Annotated in this window: 15 protein-coding genes and 1 riboswitch; of the genes, 8 read left to right on the forward strand and 7 right to left on the reverse strand. The window is 58.0% G+C overall.

The features are described from left to right. Window positions 1–47 precede the first annotated feature (47 nt). On the forward strand, window positions 48–1,880 hold the full coding sequence (locus NR201_RS20725) for an ABC transporter ATP-binding protein (RefSeq protein WP_033759129.1): 1,833 nt from the start codon (window positions 48–50) through the stop codon (window positions 1,878–1,880). On the opposite strand, the gene NR201_RS20730 is transcribed toward NR201_RS20725, so the two are convergent. Beyond that, window positions 1,877–3,001 (reverse strand): GNAT family N-acetyltransferase, encoded by a 1,125-nt coding sequence (locus NR201_RS20730; protein ID WP_134161718.1) that lies wholly within the window; start codon window positions 2,999–3,001, stop codon window positions 1,877–1,879. The two genes, NR201_RS20725 and NR201_RS20730, sit on opposite strands and share 4 nt — an antisense overlap. Window positions 3,002–3,142: 141 nt before the next feature. Between NR201_RS20730 and NR201_RS20735 the strand changes: the two genes are divergently transcribed. The 3 genes from NR201_RS20735 to NR201_RS20745 all read left to right on the forward strand — a co-directional run bounded on the left by NR201_RS20735 (window position 3,143) and on the right by NR201_RS20745 (window position 5,701). Further along, window positions 3,143–4,045 carry a LysR family transcriptional regulator gene (locus NR201_RS20735; protein ID WP_182505448.1) on the forward strand — a complete coding sequence of 301 codons (903 nt, stop codon included), beginning with the start codon at window positions 3,143–3,145 and terminating at the stop codon, window positions 4,043–4,045. Between the two features lie 98 nt (window positions 4,046–4,143). Then, complete coding sequence (locus tag NR201_RS20740; RefSeq protein WP_062759574.1) at window positions 4,144–5,085, forward strand: glutathione S-transferase family protein; 942 nt, start codon at window positions 4,144–4,146, stop codon at window positions 5,083–5,085. Between the two features lie 10 nt (window positions 5,086–5,095). Beyond that, a complete protein-coding gene (locus tag NR201_RS20745) occupies window positions 5,096–5,701 on the forward strand; it encodes an alpha/beta hydrolase (protein WP_223566225.1) in 606 nt (201 codons plus the stop codon). Here the strand turns inward: NR201_RS20745 and NR201_RS20750 are convergent. Then, the gene (locus tag NR201_RS20750) at window positions 5,698–6,513 is read right to left on the reverse strand and encodes a sugar phosphate isomerase/epimerase (protein ID WP_022623972.1); all 816 of its coding nucleotides are present in this window, start codon (window positions 6,511–6,513) and stop codon (window positions 5,698–5,700) included. The genes NR201_RS20745 and NR201_RS20750 overlap by 4 nt on opposite strands. Before the next feature lie 132 nt (window positions 6,514–6,645). Further along, entirely contained in the window at window positions 6,646–7,023 is a 378-nt protein-coding gene (gene crcB / locus NR201_RS20755) for a fluoride efflux transporter CrcB (protein WP_022623971.1), read from the reverse strand. Window positions 7,024–7,111: 88 nt separating this feature from the next. After that, window positions 7,112–7,187: riboswitch (Fluoride riboswitch) on the reverse strand. Between the two features lie 117 nt (window positions 7,188–7,304). Between crcB and NR201_RS20760 the strand changes: the two genes are divergently transcribed. Further along, the gene (locus NR201_RS20760) at window positions 7,305–8,225 is read left to right on the forward strand and encodes a nucleoside hydrolase (protein WP_223566226.1); all 921 of its coding nucleotides are present in this window, start codon (window positions 7,305–7,307) and stop codon (window positions 8,223–8,225) included. A gap of 23 nt (window positions 8,226–8,248) precedes the next feature. Here NR201_RS20760 and NR201_RS20765 read toward each other — a convergent pair whose 3' ends face one another. Beyond that, window positions 8,249–9,277 carry a zinc-binding alcohol dehydrogenase family protein gene (locus tag NR201_RS20765; RefSeq protein ID WP_256850123.1) on the reverse strand — a complete coding sequence of 343 codons (1,029 nt, stop codon included), beginning with the start codon at window positions 9,275–9,277 and terminating at the stop codon, window positions 8,249–8,251. 137 nt (window positions 9,278–9,414) lie between these two features. Between NR201_RS20765 and NR201_RS20770 the strand changes: the two genes are divergently transcribed. After that, entirely contained in the window at window positions 9,415–10,317 is a 903-nt protein-coding gene (locus NR201_RS20770) for a GntR family transcriptional regulator (protein WP_010671481.1), read from the forward strand. Window positions 10,318–10,487: 170 nt separating this feature from the next. Continuing rightward, complete coding sequence (locus NR201_RS20775) at window positions 10,488–11,840, forward strand: MFS transporter (RefSeq protein WP_010671480.1); 1,353 nt, start codon at window positions 10,488–10,490, stop codon at window positions 11,838–11,840. A 21-nt stretch (window positions 11,841–11,861) separates the two neighbouring features. Here NR201_RS20775 and NR201_RS20780 read toward each other — a convergent pair whose 3' ends face one another. Then, window positions 11,862–13,253 carry a hypothetical protein gene (locus NR201_RS20780; RefSeq protein ID WP_061704383.1) on the reverse strand — a complete coding sequence of 464 codons (1,392 nt, stop codon included), beginning with the start codon at window positions 13,251–13,253 and terminating at the stop codon, window positions 11,862–11,864. Beyond that, entirely contained in the window at window positions 13,246–14,157 is a 912-nt protein-coding gene (locus tag NR201_RS20785) for an alpha/beta fold hydrolase (RefSeq protein WP_033766570.1), read from the reverse strand. Before NR201_RS20785 ends, NR201_RS20780 begins: the two co-directional genes overlap by 8 nt. A gap of 300 nt (window positions 14,158–14,457) precedes the next feature. Between NR201_RS20785 and NR201_RS20790 the strand changes: the two genes are divergently transcribed. Beyond that, complete coding sequence (locus NR201_RS20790) at window positions 14,458–15,234, forward strand: nucleotidyltransferase domain-containing protein (protein ID WP_256850124.1); 777 nt, start codon at window positions 14,458–14,460, stop codon at window positions 15,232–15,234. 181 nt (window positions 15,235–15,415) lie between these two features. On the opposite strand, the gene cspA is transcribed toward NR201_RS20790, so the two are convergent. After that, on the reverse strand, window positions 15,416–15,628 hold the full coding sequence (cspA, locus tag NR201_RS20795) for an RNA chaperone/antiterminator CspA (RefSeq protein ID WP_010253500.1): 213 nt from the start codon (window positions 15,626–15,628) through the stop codon (window positions 15,416–15,418). Window positions 15,629–16,245: the final 617 nt, after the last annotated feature.

A 16,245-nucleotide genomic window follows, 5' to 3' on the forward strand; every position in this document is an offset into this window, starting at 1 on the left:
TTCATGCACTAAGCTGTAGCTCTTTACCGGACGGAAAGAGTATCGCTATGTTGTATCGCCGTTTTGAGCGTTTTATCAATATTTTTCATGACGCGCCCACCGACTCGCCCCCCTCAACGGTCTGGTCGTTTTACCTCTACTATCTGCGGCAGGTCTGGCCGAGTTTCGCGGCACTGCTGGTAGTGGGACTGGCGTCAGCCCTGATTGAAGTGTCGCTGTTCAGCTATCTGAGCCGCATTATCGATATGGTCAATCACTCCACGCCCGCCAGCCTGTTTCGGGATAACTGGCCGATACTGCTGTGGATGGGGGCGGTGGCGCTGATTCTGCGGCCGATTTTTATCGCCCTGCACGACATGCTGGTGCATCAAAGCATCAGCCCGAGCATGACCAGCATGATCCGCTGGCAGAATCACAACTACGTGCTGCGCCAGAGCCTCAATTTCTTCCAGAACGATTTCGCGGGTCGCATCGCCCAGCGCATTATGCTGACCGGCAGTTCACTGCGCGATTCCGCGGTGCAGCTGGTGGATGCCATCTGGCACGTGCTGATCTACGCGGTGACTTCACTGGTGCTGTTTGCCGGTGCCGACTGGCGGCTGATGATCCCGCTGATTCTGTGGATGGTGGCCTACAGCGCCTCGCTGCGTTTCTTTGTGCCGCGCGTTAAAGCGCGTTCGGTGGTCTCCTCAGAGTCGCGATCTAAGCTGATGGGCACCATTGTCGATGGTTATACCAACATCGCCACCATCAAGCTGTTCGCTCACAGCGATCTGGAACGGCAGTATGCGCGTGAGGCGATTCAGGAGCAGACCGAAAAAACCCAGAACGCCGGTCGCATGGTCACCAGCATGGATCTGACCCTGTCGGCGCTGAACGGCCTGCTGATTGTCTCGACCTCCGGGCTGGCGCTGTGGTTATGGAGCCAGTCACTGATTAGCGTCGGGGCGATTGCGCTGGCGACCGGTCTGGTCATCCGCCTGGTGAATATGTCCGGCTGGATCATGTGGGTGGTCAATGGCATTTTCGAAAATATTGGTACGGTACAGGATGGCCTGAAAACCATCGCGCAGCCGCTGAGCGTGCAGGATGCGCCGCAGGCGAAGCAGCTTAAGGTGACGCGCGGTAACATCCGCTTTGAGGATGTGCGCTTCGATTATGGCGGTGGCCGTCAGGTGATTAACGGCTTTAATCTTGACATCAAACCTGGTGAGAAGATTGGGCTGATTGGTCCCTCGGGCGCCGGTAAATCGACGCTGGTGAACCTGCTGCTGCGCCTCTATGACCTGAACGCAGGGCGGATTGTGATCGACGATCAGGATATCGCCGCCGTGACGCAGGAGAGCCTGCGCAGCCAGATTGGTATGATTACGCAGGACACCTCGCTGCTGCACCGCTCAATCCGTGAAAACCTGCTTTATGGTCGTCCCGACGCCAGCGAAGAGGAGCTGCAGCTTGCGATTCACCGCGCCCGCGCCGATGAGTTTATCCCGCTGCTCTCCGACTCACTGGGCCGCACCGGGCTGGACGCGCACGTGGGCGAGCGCGGCGTGAAACTGTCGGGCGGTCAGCGTCAGCGTGTGGCGATAGCCCGCGTGCTGCTGAAGGATGCGCCGGTTCTGATCATGGATGAGGCCACCTCGGCGCTCGACTCCGAAGTGGAAGCGGCGATTCAGGAGAGCCTGGAGTCACTGATGCAGGGCAAAACCGTTATCGCCATCGCGCACCGCCTGTCGACCATCGCGAAGATGGATCGGCTGGTGGTGCTGGATAAAGGCGGCATTGCCGAGATGGGCAGCCATCACGAGCTGCTGGCGCAAAACGGCCTCTATGCCCGCTTGTGGCAGCATCAGACCGGCGGTTTTGTCGGCATCGATTAATCGCCGCGTCGATAGGGTAAGGCGTCGCGGGCTTCTTCCGCCCAGCCGCGCACGCCTTCCCGCTCCTGCACCAGAAAATCTGCCACGGCATCGCGCAGGCCGGGATGCAGCAGATAGTGCCAGGAGTGGGTAATCTGCGGCTCAAAGCCGCGCACCAGCTTATGCTCGCCCTGCGCGCCGGCATCAAACCGCGTCAGCCCCTCATCAAGGGCCAAATCCATTCCCTGATAGAAACAGGTTTCGAAGTGCAGCCGGTCAAACTCCGCCAGACAGCCCCAGTAGCGGCCATAGAGCGCGTTGCTGTCCCGCAGATAAAACGCCATGGCGGCCGGTTGCTGCTGTAAACGGGCGATCACCACCACAATATTCTGCGGCATGCGTTCCGCCAGCAGGCTGAAGAAGTCACGCGTCAGATAGGGACGCTGACCGCGCACCGCATAGGTGTTGGCGTAACAGGTGTAGACAAAATCCCACTGATCTTCGCGCAGCTGGTAGCCCAGGTAGCGGTCAAACTCAAAGCCGCTCTGCATCACCTGCTCACGCTCTTTACGCAGCTGTTTGCGCTTGCGCGACATCAGCGAATCCAGGAAATCCTGAAAATCGCGGTAGCCACGGTTATGCCAGTGATACTGACAGCCGAGCCGGGAGAGCCAGTCGGGCTGATCGGCCAGCAGCTGGTTAGCCTGCGCATCGGTAAAGTTGATATGTGCCCCGCTTAAGCCCTGCTGTAACAGGCTCTCAGGCAGGGCCGACAGCAGTTGCGCTGCGGCAGCGGTTTCGCCCAGCAGGCGCGCACCGCTGACCGGGCTGAAGGGGATCGCGCCCAGCCATTTCGGGTAGTAGCGGATCCCGGCGCGCTGACTGGCATCCGCCCAGGCGTGATCAAAGACGTACTCGCCCTGTGAATGGCGTTTGCGGTAGCCTGGCAGCGCGGCGCGGGTCACCCCCTCCTCCCGCCATAGCAGATGATCGGGCTGCCAGCCCGCCTCTAACCGCACGCTGCCGCTCTGTTCTAACGTGAGCAGAAAGGCGTGGCGCAAAAAGGGCTGGTCATCAGGCAACAGCGCATCCCACTCGGCGGCCGGGATCGCCGCCAGTGACGTCAGGTGAATCAGCGACATGAATTACTCCAGAGAACGTCGGGCAGAGAGTCAGTCAAGCAGGTTTTCCGCGCCAGCGAAAGGGTTAAGGCACGCAAAGTGAAGGCTGCATCAGCGGAGCACAGCTTCTATACTGCGACTTTATCTCCACAGGACACCGCCATGGATCGACTCGATTGTGACCGGATGTTTGTCACGGTGCTGGAAACCGGCAGCTTTTCTGCGGCGGCGTTACGTCTCGGCACCAGCAGCAGTCAGGCTTCCAAGCTGGTTTCAAAGCTGGAGCAGCGGCTCGGCGTCCAGCTGTTTAAGCGCAGCACGCGCGCCCTGTCACCCACCGATGTCGGGCGCAGCTATTATGAGCGGGTCAAAAACCTGCTCGATGCGTTTGAGACGCTGGATGCCAGCGTGCGTGAAAGCGCTACGACGCCTACCGGCAGGCTGAAAATCAGCGCCCCCGGCTCCTTTGGTACTGTGGTGTTGTCTGAGGTGCTGGTGGCGTTTGCCCGGCGCTATCCGCTGATTGAACTGGATGTCAGCTTTTCAGACCGGTCCGTCAACATCGTCGATGAAGGCTTTGATATGGCGATCCGTATCGGCACCCTCAGCGACAGCAGCCTGGTCGCGCGCAAGCTGGGTGAGGTGCATGTGCGCATCGCCGCCTCGCCGGTCTATCTTGAGCAGTTTGGCACGCCGCAGCACTGGCGCGAGATGCCCCAGCATCAGTGCATCATCGACACCAATTTTCGCGATCCCTGGCACTGGCCGTTTGCCGGCGGCGGCGGCGGCGAGATTGTCACCGTACCGGTCCGCGGGCGTCTGCGCTTCGCCAACACCGAAGCCTGCCTGCAGGCCGCGATGGCCGGACTGGGCATTGCGCGGCTGCCCGGTTTTATCGCAGCTCCCGCGCTGCAACGCGGTGAGATTGTCCGGCTGCTGGAGAATTTCGACACGCCACCGCTTGGCCTGTTTGCGGTTTATCCGCCCGCCCGTCATCTGGCACACCGGGCGCGCCTGCTTATCGACTTCCTGGTGAGTCACTTTACCCGTTTTCCGCCCGCGTAATTTCTTCCAGAATGGAAGAAATGATTGTCTTTATGACCGGATTATCAGCCGTTTAGTCATCAGTTAAGCTGCTTCTCACATTACAGAGGAGTCGCGCGATGTTAGTAGAAGGCAAATGGAGTAGTGACTGGCACCCGGTGCAGTCGACCGATAAACAGGGCGGATTTGTCCGTCAGACGTCCGGTTTCCGGGATTTTATCAGCAGCGATGGCTCCACTGAATTTGCGGCAGAAGCGGATCGCTACCACCTCTATGTGGCGCTGATCTGTCCGTGGGCGTCGCGCGCGTTAATTGCCCGCAAGCTCAAAGGGCTGGAGTCGCTGATTAGCGTGACGGTGGTTGAACCGCAGCTCGGTGCCCAGGGCTGGCGCTTTGGCAATTTTCCCGGCGCACAGCAGGACCCGCTGAATCACGCGCAGTACCTGCATGAAATCTATACCCGCGTCGCGCCCGATTACACGGGCCGGGCCACCGTGCCGGTCTTGTGGGACAAGAAAACCGGCACCATTGTCAGCAACGAGTCCGCTGACATTGTGCGTATGTTTAACAGCGGCTTTGGCGATCTGGCCGATAACCGCATCGACCTCTATCCCGCCGCGCTGCGCCCGGAGATTGATGCGCTGAATGAGAGTCTCTATCCGCGTCTGAATAATGGTGTCTATCGCGCCGGGTTCGCCACCACATCGATCAGCTACCAGCAGGCCTTTAATGACGTCTTCAGCCAGCTCGACGAACTGGAAGCCCTGCTCAGTGATGGTCGCACCTTCCTGCTGGGTGAACGGCTGACTGAAACCGATATTCGCCTGTTCGTCACCCTGATTCGCTTTGACGTCGCCTATCATGGCCTGTTCAAATGCAACCTGCGCCGGATACGCGACTATACGCTGCTGAATCGCTATCTTAAGAGCATGCTGTCAGTCTCCGGCGTGCGTGAGACGGTCAGCATCGATCATATCAAACAGGGTTACTACTCAATCAAGGCACTGAACCCGAACGGGATCGTTCCGGCAGGCCCGGATCTGAGCGAGTACGGCCTATAAAGGAGCAATAATGGCAAAAGCACTGGTAATTTTTCTGCATGGCGTAGGCAGTAACGGCGACGATCTGGCACCGATTGGCCGTCACTGGGCGACGCTGTTGCCGGATGTGATTTTTGCCTCACCCAATGCGCCCGAACGTTTTACCGCCGGTTTTGGCTGGCAGTGGTTCAGCCTGGAGGAGGTGACGCCAGAGAACCGGCCAGGTCGGGTACGGGCCGCGCGGGCGGCGTTTGACGCGACCCTCAGCGACGTTATCGCACAGCACGGCTTCGCCGACCGCTGGCAGGATGTGGTGCTGGTCGGCTTTTCACAGGGGTCGATCATGGCGCTGGATGCGCTGGCATCTGGCCGTTATCCGCTGGCGGGCGTGGTCGCCTTTTCGGGTCGTCTGGCGGCTGACGGTGAACTGACGCCACAGCCTCATCTGCCCGCGCTGCTGATCCACGGCCAGGCCGATGAGGTGATCCCGTGGCAGGAGAGCGAATCTGCCGCAGCACGACTCAGGGCCGCATTGGTGCCGGTAGAAGCGCGATTTGAACCCGCCACCGGCCACACCATCTCCGCTCAGGGTGCCATGCATGCCGCCGCGTTTATCGCGCAGTGCTTACAGGATTAACCCCAGCAGCGCTTTAATGCCTGCCAGGCATGACGGGCAGCGACCTCAGGCGGCAGGCGTTTCAGCGCATCATTAAAGACTTCAATGCCCACCGGGCCCTGATAGCCCGCGCTTTTGAGCTTATCGACAAAGCGTTCAATGTCGATAATGCCATCGCCGGGCAGCAGACGCTGATGCTTTGCCATCGCCATCAGGCTCTGCTTATCCTGCGCGGGAACGGCGGCCATGTCACACAGCTGTACTTCATAAATGCGATCGGCTGGAATACCGTCCAGCTGTGAGGCGTCGCCGCCCAGTGCGCAGATATGGAACAGATCGACCACCAGCCCGATATTGGGCTGATCGAGCCGCTGCAATCGCTGCCACGCCAGCGGCAGGGTGTTATCCACGCTGCACCAGGCCATCGGCTCATACATAATGCGCATGTTGTAGCGCGCAGCTTCAGAGGCCATCCAGCGCAGGTCATCATCAATCTGGTCGGCGCAGCAATCCTCGCGGGTGCTGGCCGGCGCCTGAATGGTGTCGCAGCCCAGCGCCTGGGCAATCTGAATAAACTGGCGCAGCTCTTCGCGCTTCTGTCCGCGCAACGCGCTGGGTGCCCCGGTGAAATCGCGCAGCACCTGGAGATTGGTAAAGCCAGGTCCCTGCCGGGCAGCGATCTGAGCCAGTGCCGCCGCGCCGCCCTCGCACGCCTCGACATCCTCGCGCCAGATCTCCACCTGATCGAAACCGGCGTCATGCGCCGCCTGGAGCTTCTGGCCGGGTTCACCGCTTAACAGCACCAGGTTAAGGAATGTGGGGTTAGTTCGCATTGCTCGGCTCCTTAATCGTCCGGAATAATCGGTGACGTTCAGCTTCTGCGCCCGTTCATGCGGGATGGTCGGGCGTAAAACCTGAAACAGTATCTACCTCTTAAGGAGTATGACAAGCGCCGCTTAGCCGGATCAGCCCAGCATCGTGACCAGTGCGAAACCGGCAAACGCCATCAGCAGCGAACCGATCACATGCACCAGCGCGCTGGTCATCGCCCAGAAATAGTTCCCTGATTGTAGCAACCCCATTAATTCCGCCGTAAAAGAGGAGAAGGTGGTCAGCCCGCCGCACAGTCCGGTGACGATCAGCAGTTTCCAGATCGGGTCGATGTCGGGATGGCGAACAAACCAGGCCATCGCGCCGCCGATCACCAGACCGCCGATCAGATTCACCAGCAGCGTGCCCGGCGGCAGATTGGGAAAGAGCGCATTAAAGCGCATCGCAAAGAGCCAGCGCAGTACACAGCCGGCAGAGCCGCCGATCATCACAGCCAATAACGGTTTCAACATGTCTTGCTCCTGATTGCAGATTGACGCCGGGCTGAGGGGGAAAGGCAGAGATAAACTGCGCCTGACACCTCAGCTCCCGCGAAAGGATTAAGTGTCAGGCGTCATCAGCCGGTGTAAAGCCCACCGGCGGTTGGGAAAGGTGGCACGCCATCACCTTGAGCCGGTGATAATACGACGCCCGTTTCAGGCTGGCAACAGTGAGGTCATGGCGGCTGAAAACCTTGACGCGCACGCCACAGACGGAGTAATGCTGATGGTTTACAGCCTGTTGCGGAGACCCTATGCGTACCCTGATTTTTGATACCGATATTGGCGTGGATGACGCCTTTGCGCTGGCTTATGCGGCGCGGACGCAGCATCTGCTGGGGATTACCACGGTCTTCGGCAACGTGGCGGTGGGTCAGGCGGTGAAAAACGCCCGACTGTTTTGCGGGAAAATGGCGATTAACGCGGAGGTCTATCGCGGCTGTTCACGACCGCTGGCGCTGCCACCCTCTGCGCCTGCCAGACTGCACGGTGAAGATGGGCTGGGCGATGCGTTTGATAATGCGTGCAGCAAACAGGCGCCGGGCGCGGTGCAGTTTATTATCGACAGCGTGCGGGCGCAGCCGCATCAGATCACCCTGGTGGCGATTGGTCCGCTGACCAATATCGCCACGGCCATTAATCAGGCGCCGGATATTATTCCGCTGGTGAAAGAGCTGGTGATCATGGGTGGCGCATTTGGCACCGACGGGCACAGTGGCAACGTGACGCCCTTCAGCGAATTTAATATCTGGAAAGATCCGCATGCTGCCGATCAGGTGCTCGCCTCGGCGCTGAACGTGGTGGTGATCCCGCTGGATGTCACGCACAAGGTGCTGATCAGCGGCGATGAGGTTCAGCGTCTGAATCAGCCGGTGCTGAGTGCGATCTGTCGCCCTTACCTGGCTTACAGCCTGCAGAAAGAGGGGTTCGAGGGTATGGCGCTGCACGACACCCTGGCGGTGGCGTGGCTCATTCTGCCACAGGCGTTTACCCTGACCGAAAGCCCGCTGCGGGTGATCACGGAGGGCATCGCCTGCGGTCAGACGGTGCGTAAGCTGAGCGCGCTGGCCTCCCGCCAGGATCCCTTTAACGGCCTGCCCGCCCAGCGTATCGCACTTGGCGTGGATGCTGACGCGGTGCGGGCGCACTTCTTTCAGACCCTCACCGCGCCCTGAACCACGCGAACCGACTGGCCGCGTTACCGGTCGAAATGAATCACGCCTTTGATCAGCTCGCGGTTGTTGATGATTTGCGCCTCAAAGGTTTCATCCAGCGTGGAGAAGGCCAGATGGTGATTCAGCATCATTTCGGCGCGCAGCTGGCCGCTGGCCATCAGCGCACGCACCCGATCGAAATCTTCACGGGTGGCGTTGCGGCTGCCCATCAGGGTGGTCTCTTTTTTATGGAATTCACTGTCCGGGATCACCAGATCGCCTTTGTGCAGGCCGACATAAACGATAGTGCCGCCGTGTCGCATCAGGTTGACCGCATTGTTCATCGCCGCCGGGCTGCCGGTGGCGTCGATCACCTTCAGCGCCAGACGGCCACCAAACTCCTCGCGCAGCGCGCTGTAAAACGCTTCATCAGCCGGATTCAGTGCCGCCAGGCCGAGCTGGTCAGCAACATGCTGGCGACGAAATTCGCTGGTATCCGCCACCACCACCTGCGCGCCGCTGGCGGCGGCGATAGCGGCAACACCCAGCCCAATCGGTCCGGCACCCACCACCAGCACCTGCTCATCCGCCACGATTGCGGCACGACGCACTGCATGGGCGCTGATGGCAAACGGCTCAATCAGCGCAGCCGCTTCCGGCGCGACATCATCCACCGCCAGCAGCGTGCTGACCGGCACGCTCAGGTAGTCGCAGAACCCGCCATCCTGATGCACACCAATCACTGAGATCTGCTCACAGCAGTTGGTCTTGCCGCTCTGGCAGGCGTCACAGCGCAGGCAGGAGATGTAGGGCATTAACGCTACCCGCTGGCCCGGCTGAAAGCTCTCCGCACCACTTCCCGGCGCCACGACTTCGGCACAGATTTCATGGCCCAGCACCCGTGGATAGCTGAAGAATGGCTGATTACCGGACCAGGCGTGGATGTCGGTGCCGCAGATTCCCGCGGTAAGGATTTTAATCAGTACCTCGCCAGCGGCGGGCGTGGGGATATCGCGGGTGGCCCATACCATCTTACGTGGTTCAGCGATGACCAGTGCTTTCATTGTTGTCATGGTGATTCTCCGGTTGTCCTGCAGGCAGTTATGGCGAATCCTGCACGCGCTGCGGTGTTCGTTTGCGGGAAGTGTGAAGCACCGCGATTTTTTTGGGCTTTGAATGGTTTTTAATGCATAAAAAACCGGAGAGTGAGATGAGCCGCAGCCAGAATTTGCGCCAGAACGTCATCAACCAGATGCTGGAAAGCATCGCTCAGCACCATATTCGTTCACCGCTGCCGCCCCAGGCGGCACTGGCGGAAATGTTTAATATCAGCCGGACTACGGTGCGCCACACCCTGCACTATCTGCATCAGTGCGGCGTGCTGGATAAGGTGGATCAAACCTGGGTTATCGTGCGCGATCCGCGCGAAGATGACGGTTTTAGCGCGTTAACGCCGCCGATTGAGCAGCAGGCCAGCCACTTTGAGCAGATGTTTTTTAATATGATTAATCAGCGGCAGCTGGTGCCCGGCGATACCTTCAGCGAGCTGCAACTGGCGCAGCAGGTGAAAGTCAGTCCGGTGGTGGTGCGCGAATTCCTGCTGCGCTTTATGCGCTATGACCTGCTGGAGCCGGTCAGACGCGGCCAGTGGCGGATGAAAAAATTCACCCAGGATTACGCCGAGAAGCTGTTTGAACTGCGCGAGATGCTGGAAACCCACGCCCTGAGCCGCTTCCTGAATCTGCCCGCAGGCGACGAGCGCTGGGTTCAGGCGCGGGATCTGCTGGATCGTCACCGATCGATGCGCGACACCATCGCCAGCAACTATCGCCACTTTGCCGCGCTGGATCGTCAGATGCATTCGCTGATTTTATCCGCCGCCAACAACCCATTTTTCAATCAGTCGCTGGAGATTATCTCGGTGATCTTTCACTCGCATTATCAGTGGGACGAGAGCGACCTCAAGCAGCGAAATATTGTGGCGCTGGAGGAGCATATGGCGATTCTGACCGCGCTGATTGGCCGTCAGGATGTCGACGCCCTCTGTGCATTACATAATCATCTGGCGACCGCTAAAACCTCGATGGTGCGCTCAATCGGTCAGTACAATTAAAAACCGATTAAAAACCACAAAGCATTAGCTCCCGCACGATTCAGAAACATCTTTGCAACATCCTTAACCCTTTGCTCTTAGTCTCGACTGCAACGTCACGGCGGCCTTTTGCCGCTGCGCGCAGACCCCTTCTCACCATAACGATAAGTACCCAGTTTCGGGAGAGTGCAATGGAAAAGACTTCAGTAACCGGCCGCGACAGCGCAGCTGGCGACACGCCATCAGACCAGGATTTCGTGCCGATGCGCAGCGACGTGGTACGTTCACCGCGTATCCGCAAGATTCAGATCACGGCGATGCTGCTGTTGCTGTTCGCCGCCATCATCAACTATCTGGATCGCAGCTCGCTGTCGGTCGCGAATATGACCATCCGCGAGGAGATGGGGCTGAGCGCCACCGAAATCGGCTTCCTGCTCTCCGCCTTTTCGCTGGCTTACGGCCTGGCGCAACTGCCGTGCGGCGCGCTGCTGGATCGTAAAGGGCCGCGCATTATGCTCGGCATTGGCATGTTTATCTGGTCGCTGTTCCAGGCCGCCTCTGGCCTGGTGCATAACTTTACCCAGTTCATCCTGGTGCGCATCGGCCTCGGCATTGGTGAAGCGCCGATGAACCCGTGCGGCGTGAAAGTGATCAACGACTGGTTCAACATTAAAGATCGCGGCATGCCGATGGGGATGTTCAATGCGGCTTCGATGATTGGACTGTCGGTGGCTCCGCCGATTCTGGCGGCGATGATGCTGGTGATGGGCTGGCGTGGCATGTTTGTCACGATCGGTATCCTCGGCATGTTCCTCGCTATCGGCTGGTATATGATCTACCGCGACCGCGACAACAACACCCTGAGCGCTGAAGAGATCCACTATCTGCAGGCGGGCAGCGTCGCCTCGCGTAAAGAGCCGATCAGCTTCAAAGAGTGGCGCGGCCTGTTTAAGCAGCGCACCATGTGGGGAATGATGATTGGCTTCAGCGGCATCAACTACACCGCCTGGCTCTATATCGCGTGGCTGCCGGGCTATCTGCAGTCGACCTATCATCTCGATCTTAAAAGTACCGGCCTGCTGGCAGCGATTCCGTTCCTGTTCGGTGCGGCGGGCATGCTGCTGAATGGCTATGTGGTCGACTCGCTGGTACGTCGCGGCTTTAACGCGGTGAAAACCCGCAAAGTCTGCATCGTCAGCGGGATGCTGCTGTCCGCCGGCTTTACCGCCGTGGTGACCCGCGCGACCGACACCACCAGCGCCGTAACGCTGATTGGGATGGCGCTGTTCTGTATCCACTTCGCCGGAACGTCGTGCTGGGGATTGATCCACGCCAACGTCACCGCCCGTATGACAGCGTCTGTCGGCAGCATCCAGAACTTCGCCAGCTTTATCTTCGCCTCGTTCGCGCCGGTCATCACTGGCTGGGTGCTCGACACCACCAAATCGTTCAGCATGGCGCTGATGATTTGTGCCTGCGTGACGCTGGTTGGCGCACTCGCCTACCTGCTGCTGGTGCGCCAGCCGATCACCGACGGCGAATAATCACGGCTGACGGCGCGACTGCTACGTCAGCGCCGTCAGGGTGACCCCATATTTCGCACCATAACGCTGAATACCCGTCATCACCTTCTCCGCGCTCAGCGCGGGTGGAGGTGGCAACAGCGGTGCCCGTTCACGCAGCGCCGAGTCGAAACGGGCAAACGTCGCGAAATCACGCGGGAAACGTTCTTCATCCACGCCAATGAATACGCCTTCATCACGTGCATGGGAGAGCAGCGCCCGCCAGCGGTCAATCTCCGCCAGCCCGATACTGTCGGTGCCGTGAGAAAAGAGCATCATGTCGATGTTGCGGAACGGCGGCTGTTTTTCCAGGAAGCGTTGCAGGGCCGCGGCCGAAGGCTCGGTGCAAAAGACCAGCCAGAATGGGATGGCGTGCTGATGCATGCTGCACCACGGGTCCATCAGCAGGAAGCTGTCCACCGTCAGCCGGGTCGGTAAAATTCCCGCCGCCAGATACCAGTCGCGGTAGATCTCTGCCACCACATAGCTCATCGCCTCCGGATCTTCATAACGAATCTCCATCAGCTTCCAGTTCTGAGCTTCCGCCAGTTTTTTCAGCGGCGAAATCAGATAACCATCCAGTCCCCACTCCGCTTCCGGCACGTGGTCAGTAATGGCCGGCGGCGTCCAGCGCTCGCGATCGATGCCATAGCGTGCCAGATATTCCGCCACCCGCGGGCCACCCTGTAAGTACTCTTTTTCGGTTGCGCCGCCGAGCGCACCAAACTGGAAAAACGAGCGGTCGCTGGTGCGGGTTACCGGCCACTGTCGGGTACAATGATTGATAAACAGCGTTGATCCGGCGGGCAGACTTCCCATCAGGAATTCGTTGAAGGCCAGCGGCAGTTCGCGCAGTTTTAGCCGGAAGTAGCGCATCTGATCGAGCATCAACCGATCCTGATTCGGGTCCTGCATATGGTGCACCGCCAGCCGTGGCCAGGCAGCCAGCAGCGCGGCAGCAATCTCTTTGCCCTGCTCAAAGCTGGTCTGTGCATCATCGGGATCGTTATTCGCGGCCCGCACCGGGCAAAGAAAAGTCTGGGGCAACCAGGGCACACCCATCGCCGCCGCCAGATGCACCAGTGCACCGTTCGATGAACCGATAAAGGCCGCCGGATAATCCTGTTGCGGGTATTCACTCACCATCCATTCGGCGATCCCTTCCACATCCAGTTCACCCGCCTGGCGCAGGCTGATGCCTTCTGCCATGCCGCCCAGCGCATAGCCCCACTCACGCAGCCCGGTCGGTAGCCGGTTCAGTGAGGGCAACAGGCGATCCAGCGTCGGTGACTGGCTGGGGCTGGCAAAGGGGCGGTCGTGCAGCGCATTGGCCAGCGCAAGCAGCATGGCAGCAGCAGAGTCAAAGCGGGCAATCCCTCTTGGTGGTTTACTCATGTTGATCCTCCTGCTGGATACGTGCCAGGAACGGGCGGATGGCGTGACAGAAACTCCACGGGTAGACGTAGTGCAAAGTGTGCGTCCCGTCGCGTAATGTCAGTCGTTCACTGCGCGGCATCAGGGCGGCGAGTTCATCCAGCCAGCGGGCCGGACAGACGGGATCGCGCGAGCCCCGCAGCAGCAACGTGGGTGCGTTAATGTAAGTAAGGCGATGCTCAATGCGGTCGCGCATCATGGCGCGCAGGGTACCGAAGGCGCGCCGCAGGCCCGCTTTGGCGTAATCGATTCGGGCCAGTGGCCCCGGTGGACGACGGGATTCCAGGCGGCCATTACGCCAGTCGCGCCAGAGCTGACGCGGCAGACTGCGGGCATGACGATCCACCGTCGGCCCCTGCAGCACCAGTCCCGCTACAGCCTGTGGATGTTTCACCGCCAGCGCGGCCAGAATCTGGCAGCCAAACGAATTGCCGACCCAGATAGCGCGCTGGAAACCGTTATGCTGTAACCACAGCCACAGCGCATCCGCCAGCTGATCCACCGACATGATCGGCGCAGAAGGGGGCAGTGTGCTGGCGCCAAAACCGGGCAGATCCGGCACCAGCACGTGATAGTCGCGCCCCAGCGCCAGCGCCAGTGGCTCCATCGCCCGGCCCGACATCACCAGACCGTGGATTAACACGACCGGCAGTCCCTGAGCCTCATTGGGCGTAACGCGGGTAAACATGCGCCAGTCACCAATCTGCTGATAATAACCGGCCAGACCGGCGTGATGACTGTTCGGCGACACCGGCGGCGTCTCCTTAAGTTGCCGCCAGCGTTTCATACCCCATAACGTGGCCGCCACACCCAATCCAACACCTGCCACAATCGCTGCCTGTTTTCGTCGATGCTTCTGGATCATCCGCTGCTCCTGGTTTGGGGAGAATAATTCAGTGTAGGTCGGGATCAGGCAGCAGGCGGGTTATCCGCGCGATGGTGTGAAAAAGTATGGGGTTTCGCCTAAGAAGACGCTGGCATTGCGGGTGATGAACTCTGGCGGGAGATCTGTCTGGTGTAAGCGGGAAGGCAATGACGGCAGTGAATGATGTGTGTACGCTGTGAGCGAGAAGCAGACATGAGAGATATAATTAATCCGCCATGAGAATCTCAGATTCCCAGGACTTATTAACCCGGTGAATGACGCCATTAAAAGGGAGACAGGGTGGCAATCGATCACAACGGCTTTATTGCCCTGCCAGAAACCAATAAATTGCAGCCAGAGTTCCGGAATATTGTTGCACAGGTCGTGGCAAAGCTAATCCAAAGTTTTCCTGAGCTTATACATAGCCTTTATTTGTATGGCAGTGTGGCTGAAGGCCGGGCAAAAATCGGGAAGTCCGATCTGGATATAACAGTCATATTTAGCGTTGATCCCGGCGAAGTGGCTAAATTTCAACTCACTGAAATACAACGTAAAATTGAAAAAAATAATCCTGTTGTCAGTAAAGTCGATTTTGATTGTGGTCTGTTACAACAGGTAGTGCATCCGGATAATCTGCTTAGCTGGGGATACTGGCTCAAACATCACTGTGTCTGCGTTTATGGAGAGGACCTGAGTCAACGATTCCAGGCATTTAAACCTTCAAAAGAAATCGCGGTAGCAGTGAATGGTGACTTCCTGCCGGTGCTGGAAAAATTAATAACTCAAATGCAGTTATCTGCTGACGAAAATAAAAAGTTGCAGCTACAGCGTGCTGCTGCACGAAAGGCAATCAGAGCAACCAATATTCTTCGAAGTGAACATGACAAAGAGTGGCCTGAAACACTCGAGGAGTATCGCTTTACATTCAATGCCCGATATCCAGCGTTAGCAAAAGAAATGGATGACTTGCTGGTAATCAGTAATACGCCTCAGGGGAGCATCGCTGATTTCAAAAAGCGCGTTATGGCTTTTGCCCGATGGCTTAACGTAACATTTCATTACGGGCAGGGCTTATGAAGAGAGGATTAACATCGGGGTGGACGAATAAACGCGGAGCAGGTTAACGGATCAGAAATAATACGAATTTCAGGCAATAAAAAACCCGCACTGGGCGGGTTTATTTTATTATCAGCAGAGCTTATCTGCTCAGACTTATGTCTTCATCGCTATTGTAGGCGTCGCTGATAATGAGCGCGGCTTACAGCGCTGTGACGTTGCCAGCTGCAGGGCCTTTAGCGCCATTTTCAATGGTGAAGGAGACTTTCTGACCTTCATCAAGCGTTTTGTAGTTATCACCCTGGATAGCAGAGAAATGTACGAATACATCTTTGCTGCCGTCATCGGGAGTGATAAAGCCAAAACCTTTATCTGAATTAAACCATTTTACTAAACCAGTCATTTTGTTAGACATAGATATTTCCTTAATCGATTAGCCACTAAGAGCGGCGAAGATGGCCTGTAGTTAGAGATTTACTTATTGGGCACTTAGGAGGAGGCTCTCGAAGAAGGATATCTGTGGATAACACTTGAACTGAGGACTACTTTACTAAAACTGCTTTCATAAGGTCTGTGTTCCAAACCGATGACGCATTAAGACATAGCGATAATAATTTAGCAATGTATATGTTTATTTATTTTAACCATTTAAACGCTCAGATGGCTGAATGGCTGTTTTATTTTGACTGCTCAGGAAGTGCTTCAGGCTCCGCGGTGTGCGAAGAGGAGCAGGCTAATCCTGTCATAATGACGGTGCCGATTTAACGTTGATGCTTAACAATAAACAGAGCCTGTAATGTCACATCGCCTAAAAATTTCCGCACGGCCAGCGAAGCGCTGTCACCGCCCTCTTCATCTGTGAGCTTTACCTGCTGCATATCGTACGCCCGGCTCTTCGGTATCTTTCATCCTGATACCGGTCAGTATCCGGACGACCTGCCCGCCCTCACCCCGCATCTGAAATGCTGGAGGTTTGCCACCCGCCTCCATTCTGGTGCAGAAGCAGCCTGCCGCGATGAGCGAGAAGCGGGC

The organism is Pantoea sp. Fr-CA_6 (assembly GCF_024520895.1).
In the GTDB taxonomy this organism is placed as follows: domain Bacteria; phylum Pseudomonadota; class Gammaproteobacteria; order Enterobacterales; family Enterobacteriaceae; genus Pantoea; species Pantoea agglomerans.

What these genes read in the sequence shown, in the direction of transcription:
- NR201_RS20725 (WP_033759129.1), top strand. Translation starts at nt 48, where the DNA reads ATGTTGTATCGCCGTTTTGAGCGTTTTATCAATATTTTTCATGACGCG.
- NR201_RS20730 (WP_134161718.1), bottom strand. Translation starts at nt 3,001, where the DNA reads ATGTCGCTGATTCACCTGACGTCACTGGCGGCGATCCCGGCCGCCGAG.
- NR201_RS20735 (WP_182505448.1), top strand. Translation starts at nt 3,143, where the DNA reads ATGGATCGACTCGATTGTGACCGGATGTTTGTCACGGTGCTGGAAACC.
- NR201_RS20740 (WP_062759574.1), top strand. Translation starts at nt 4,144, where the DNA reads ATGTTAGTAGAAGGCAAATGGAGTAGTGACTGGCACCCGGTGCAGTCG.
- NR201_RS20745 (WP_223566225.1), top strand. Translation starts at nt 5,096, where the DNA reads ATGGCAAAAGCACTGGTAATTTTTCTGCATGGCGTAGGCAGTAACGGC.
- NR201_RS20750 (WP_022623972.1), bottom strand. Translation starts at nt 6,513, where the DNA reads ATGCGAACTAACCCCACATTCCTTAACCTGGTGCTGTTAAGCGGTGAA.
- crcB (WP_022623971.1), bottom strand. Translation starts at nt 7,023, where the DNA reads ATGTTGAAACCGTTATTGGCTGTGATGATCGGCGGCTCTGCCGGCTGT.
- NR201_RS20760 (WP_223566226.1), top strand. Translation starts at nt 7,305, where the DNA reads ATGCGTACCCTGATTTTTGATACCGATATTGGCGTGGATGACGCCTTT.
- NR201_RS20765 (WP_256850123.1), bottom strand. Translation starts at nt 9,277, where the DNA reads ATGACAACAATGAAAGCACTGGTCATCGCTGAACCACGTAAGATGGTA.
- NR201_RS20770 (WP_010671481.1), top strand. Translation starts at nt 9,415, where the DNA reads ATGAGCCGCAGCCAGAATTTGCGCCAGAACGTCATCAACCAGATGCTG.
- NR201_RS20775 (WP_010671480.1), top strand. Translation starts at nt 10,488, where the DNA reads ATGGAAAAGACTTCAGTAACCGGCCGCGACAGCGCAGCTGGCGACACG.
- NR201_RS20780 (WP_061704383.1), bottom strand. Translation starts at nt 13,253, where the DNA reads ATGAGTAAACCACCAAGAGGGATTGCCCGCTTTGACTCTGCTGCTGCC.
- NR201_RS20785 (WP_033766570.1), bottom strand. Translation starts at nt 14,157, where the DNA reads ATGATCCAGAAGCATCGACGAAAACAGGCAGCGATTGTGGCAGGTGTT.
- cspA (WP_010253500.1), bottom strand. Translation starts at nt 15,628, where the DNA reads ATGTCTAACAAAATGACTGGTTTAGTAAAATGGTTTAATTCAGATAAA.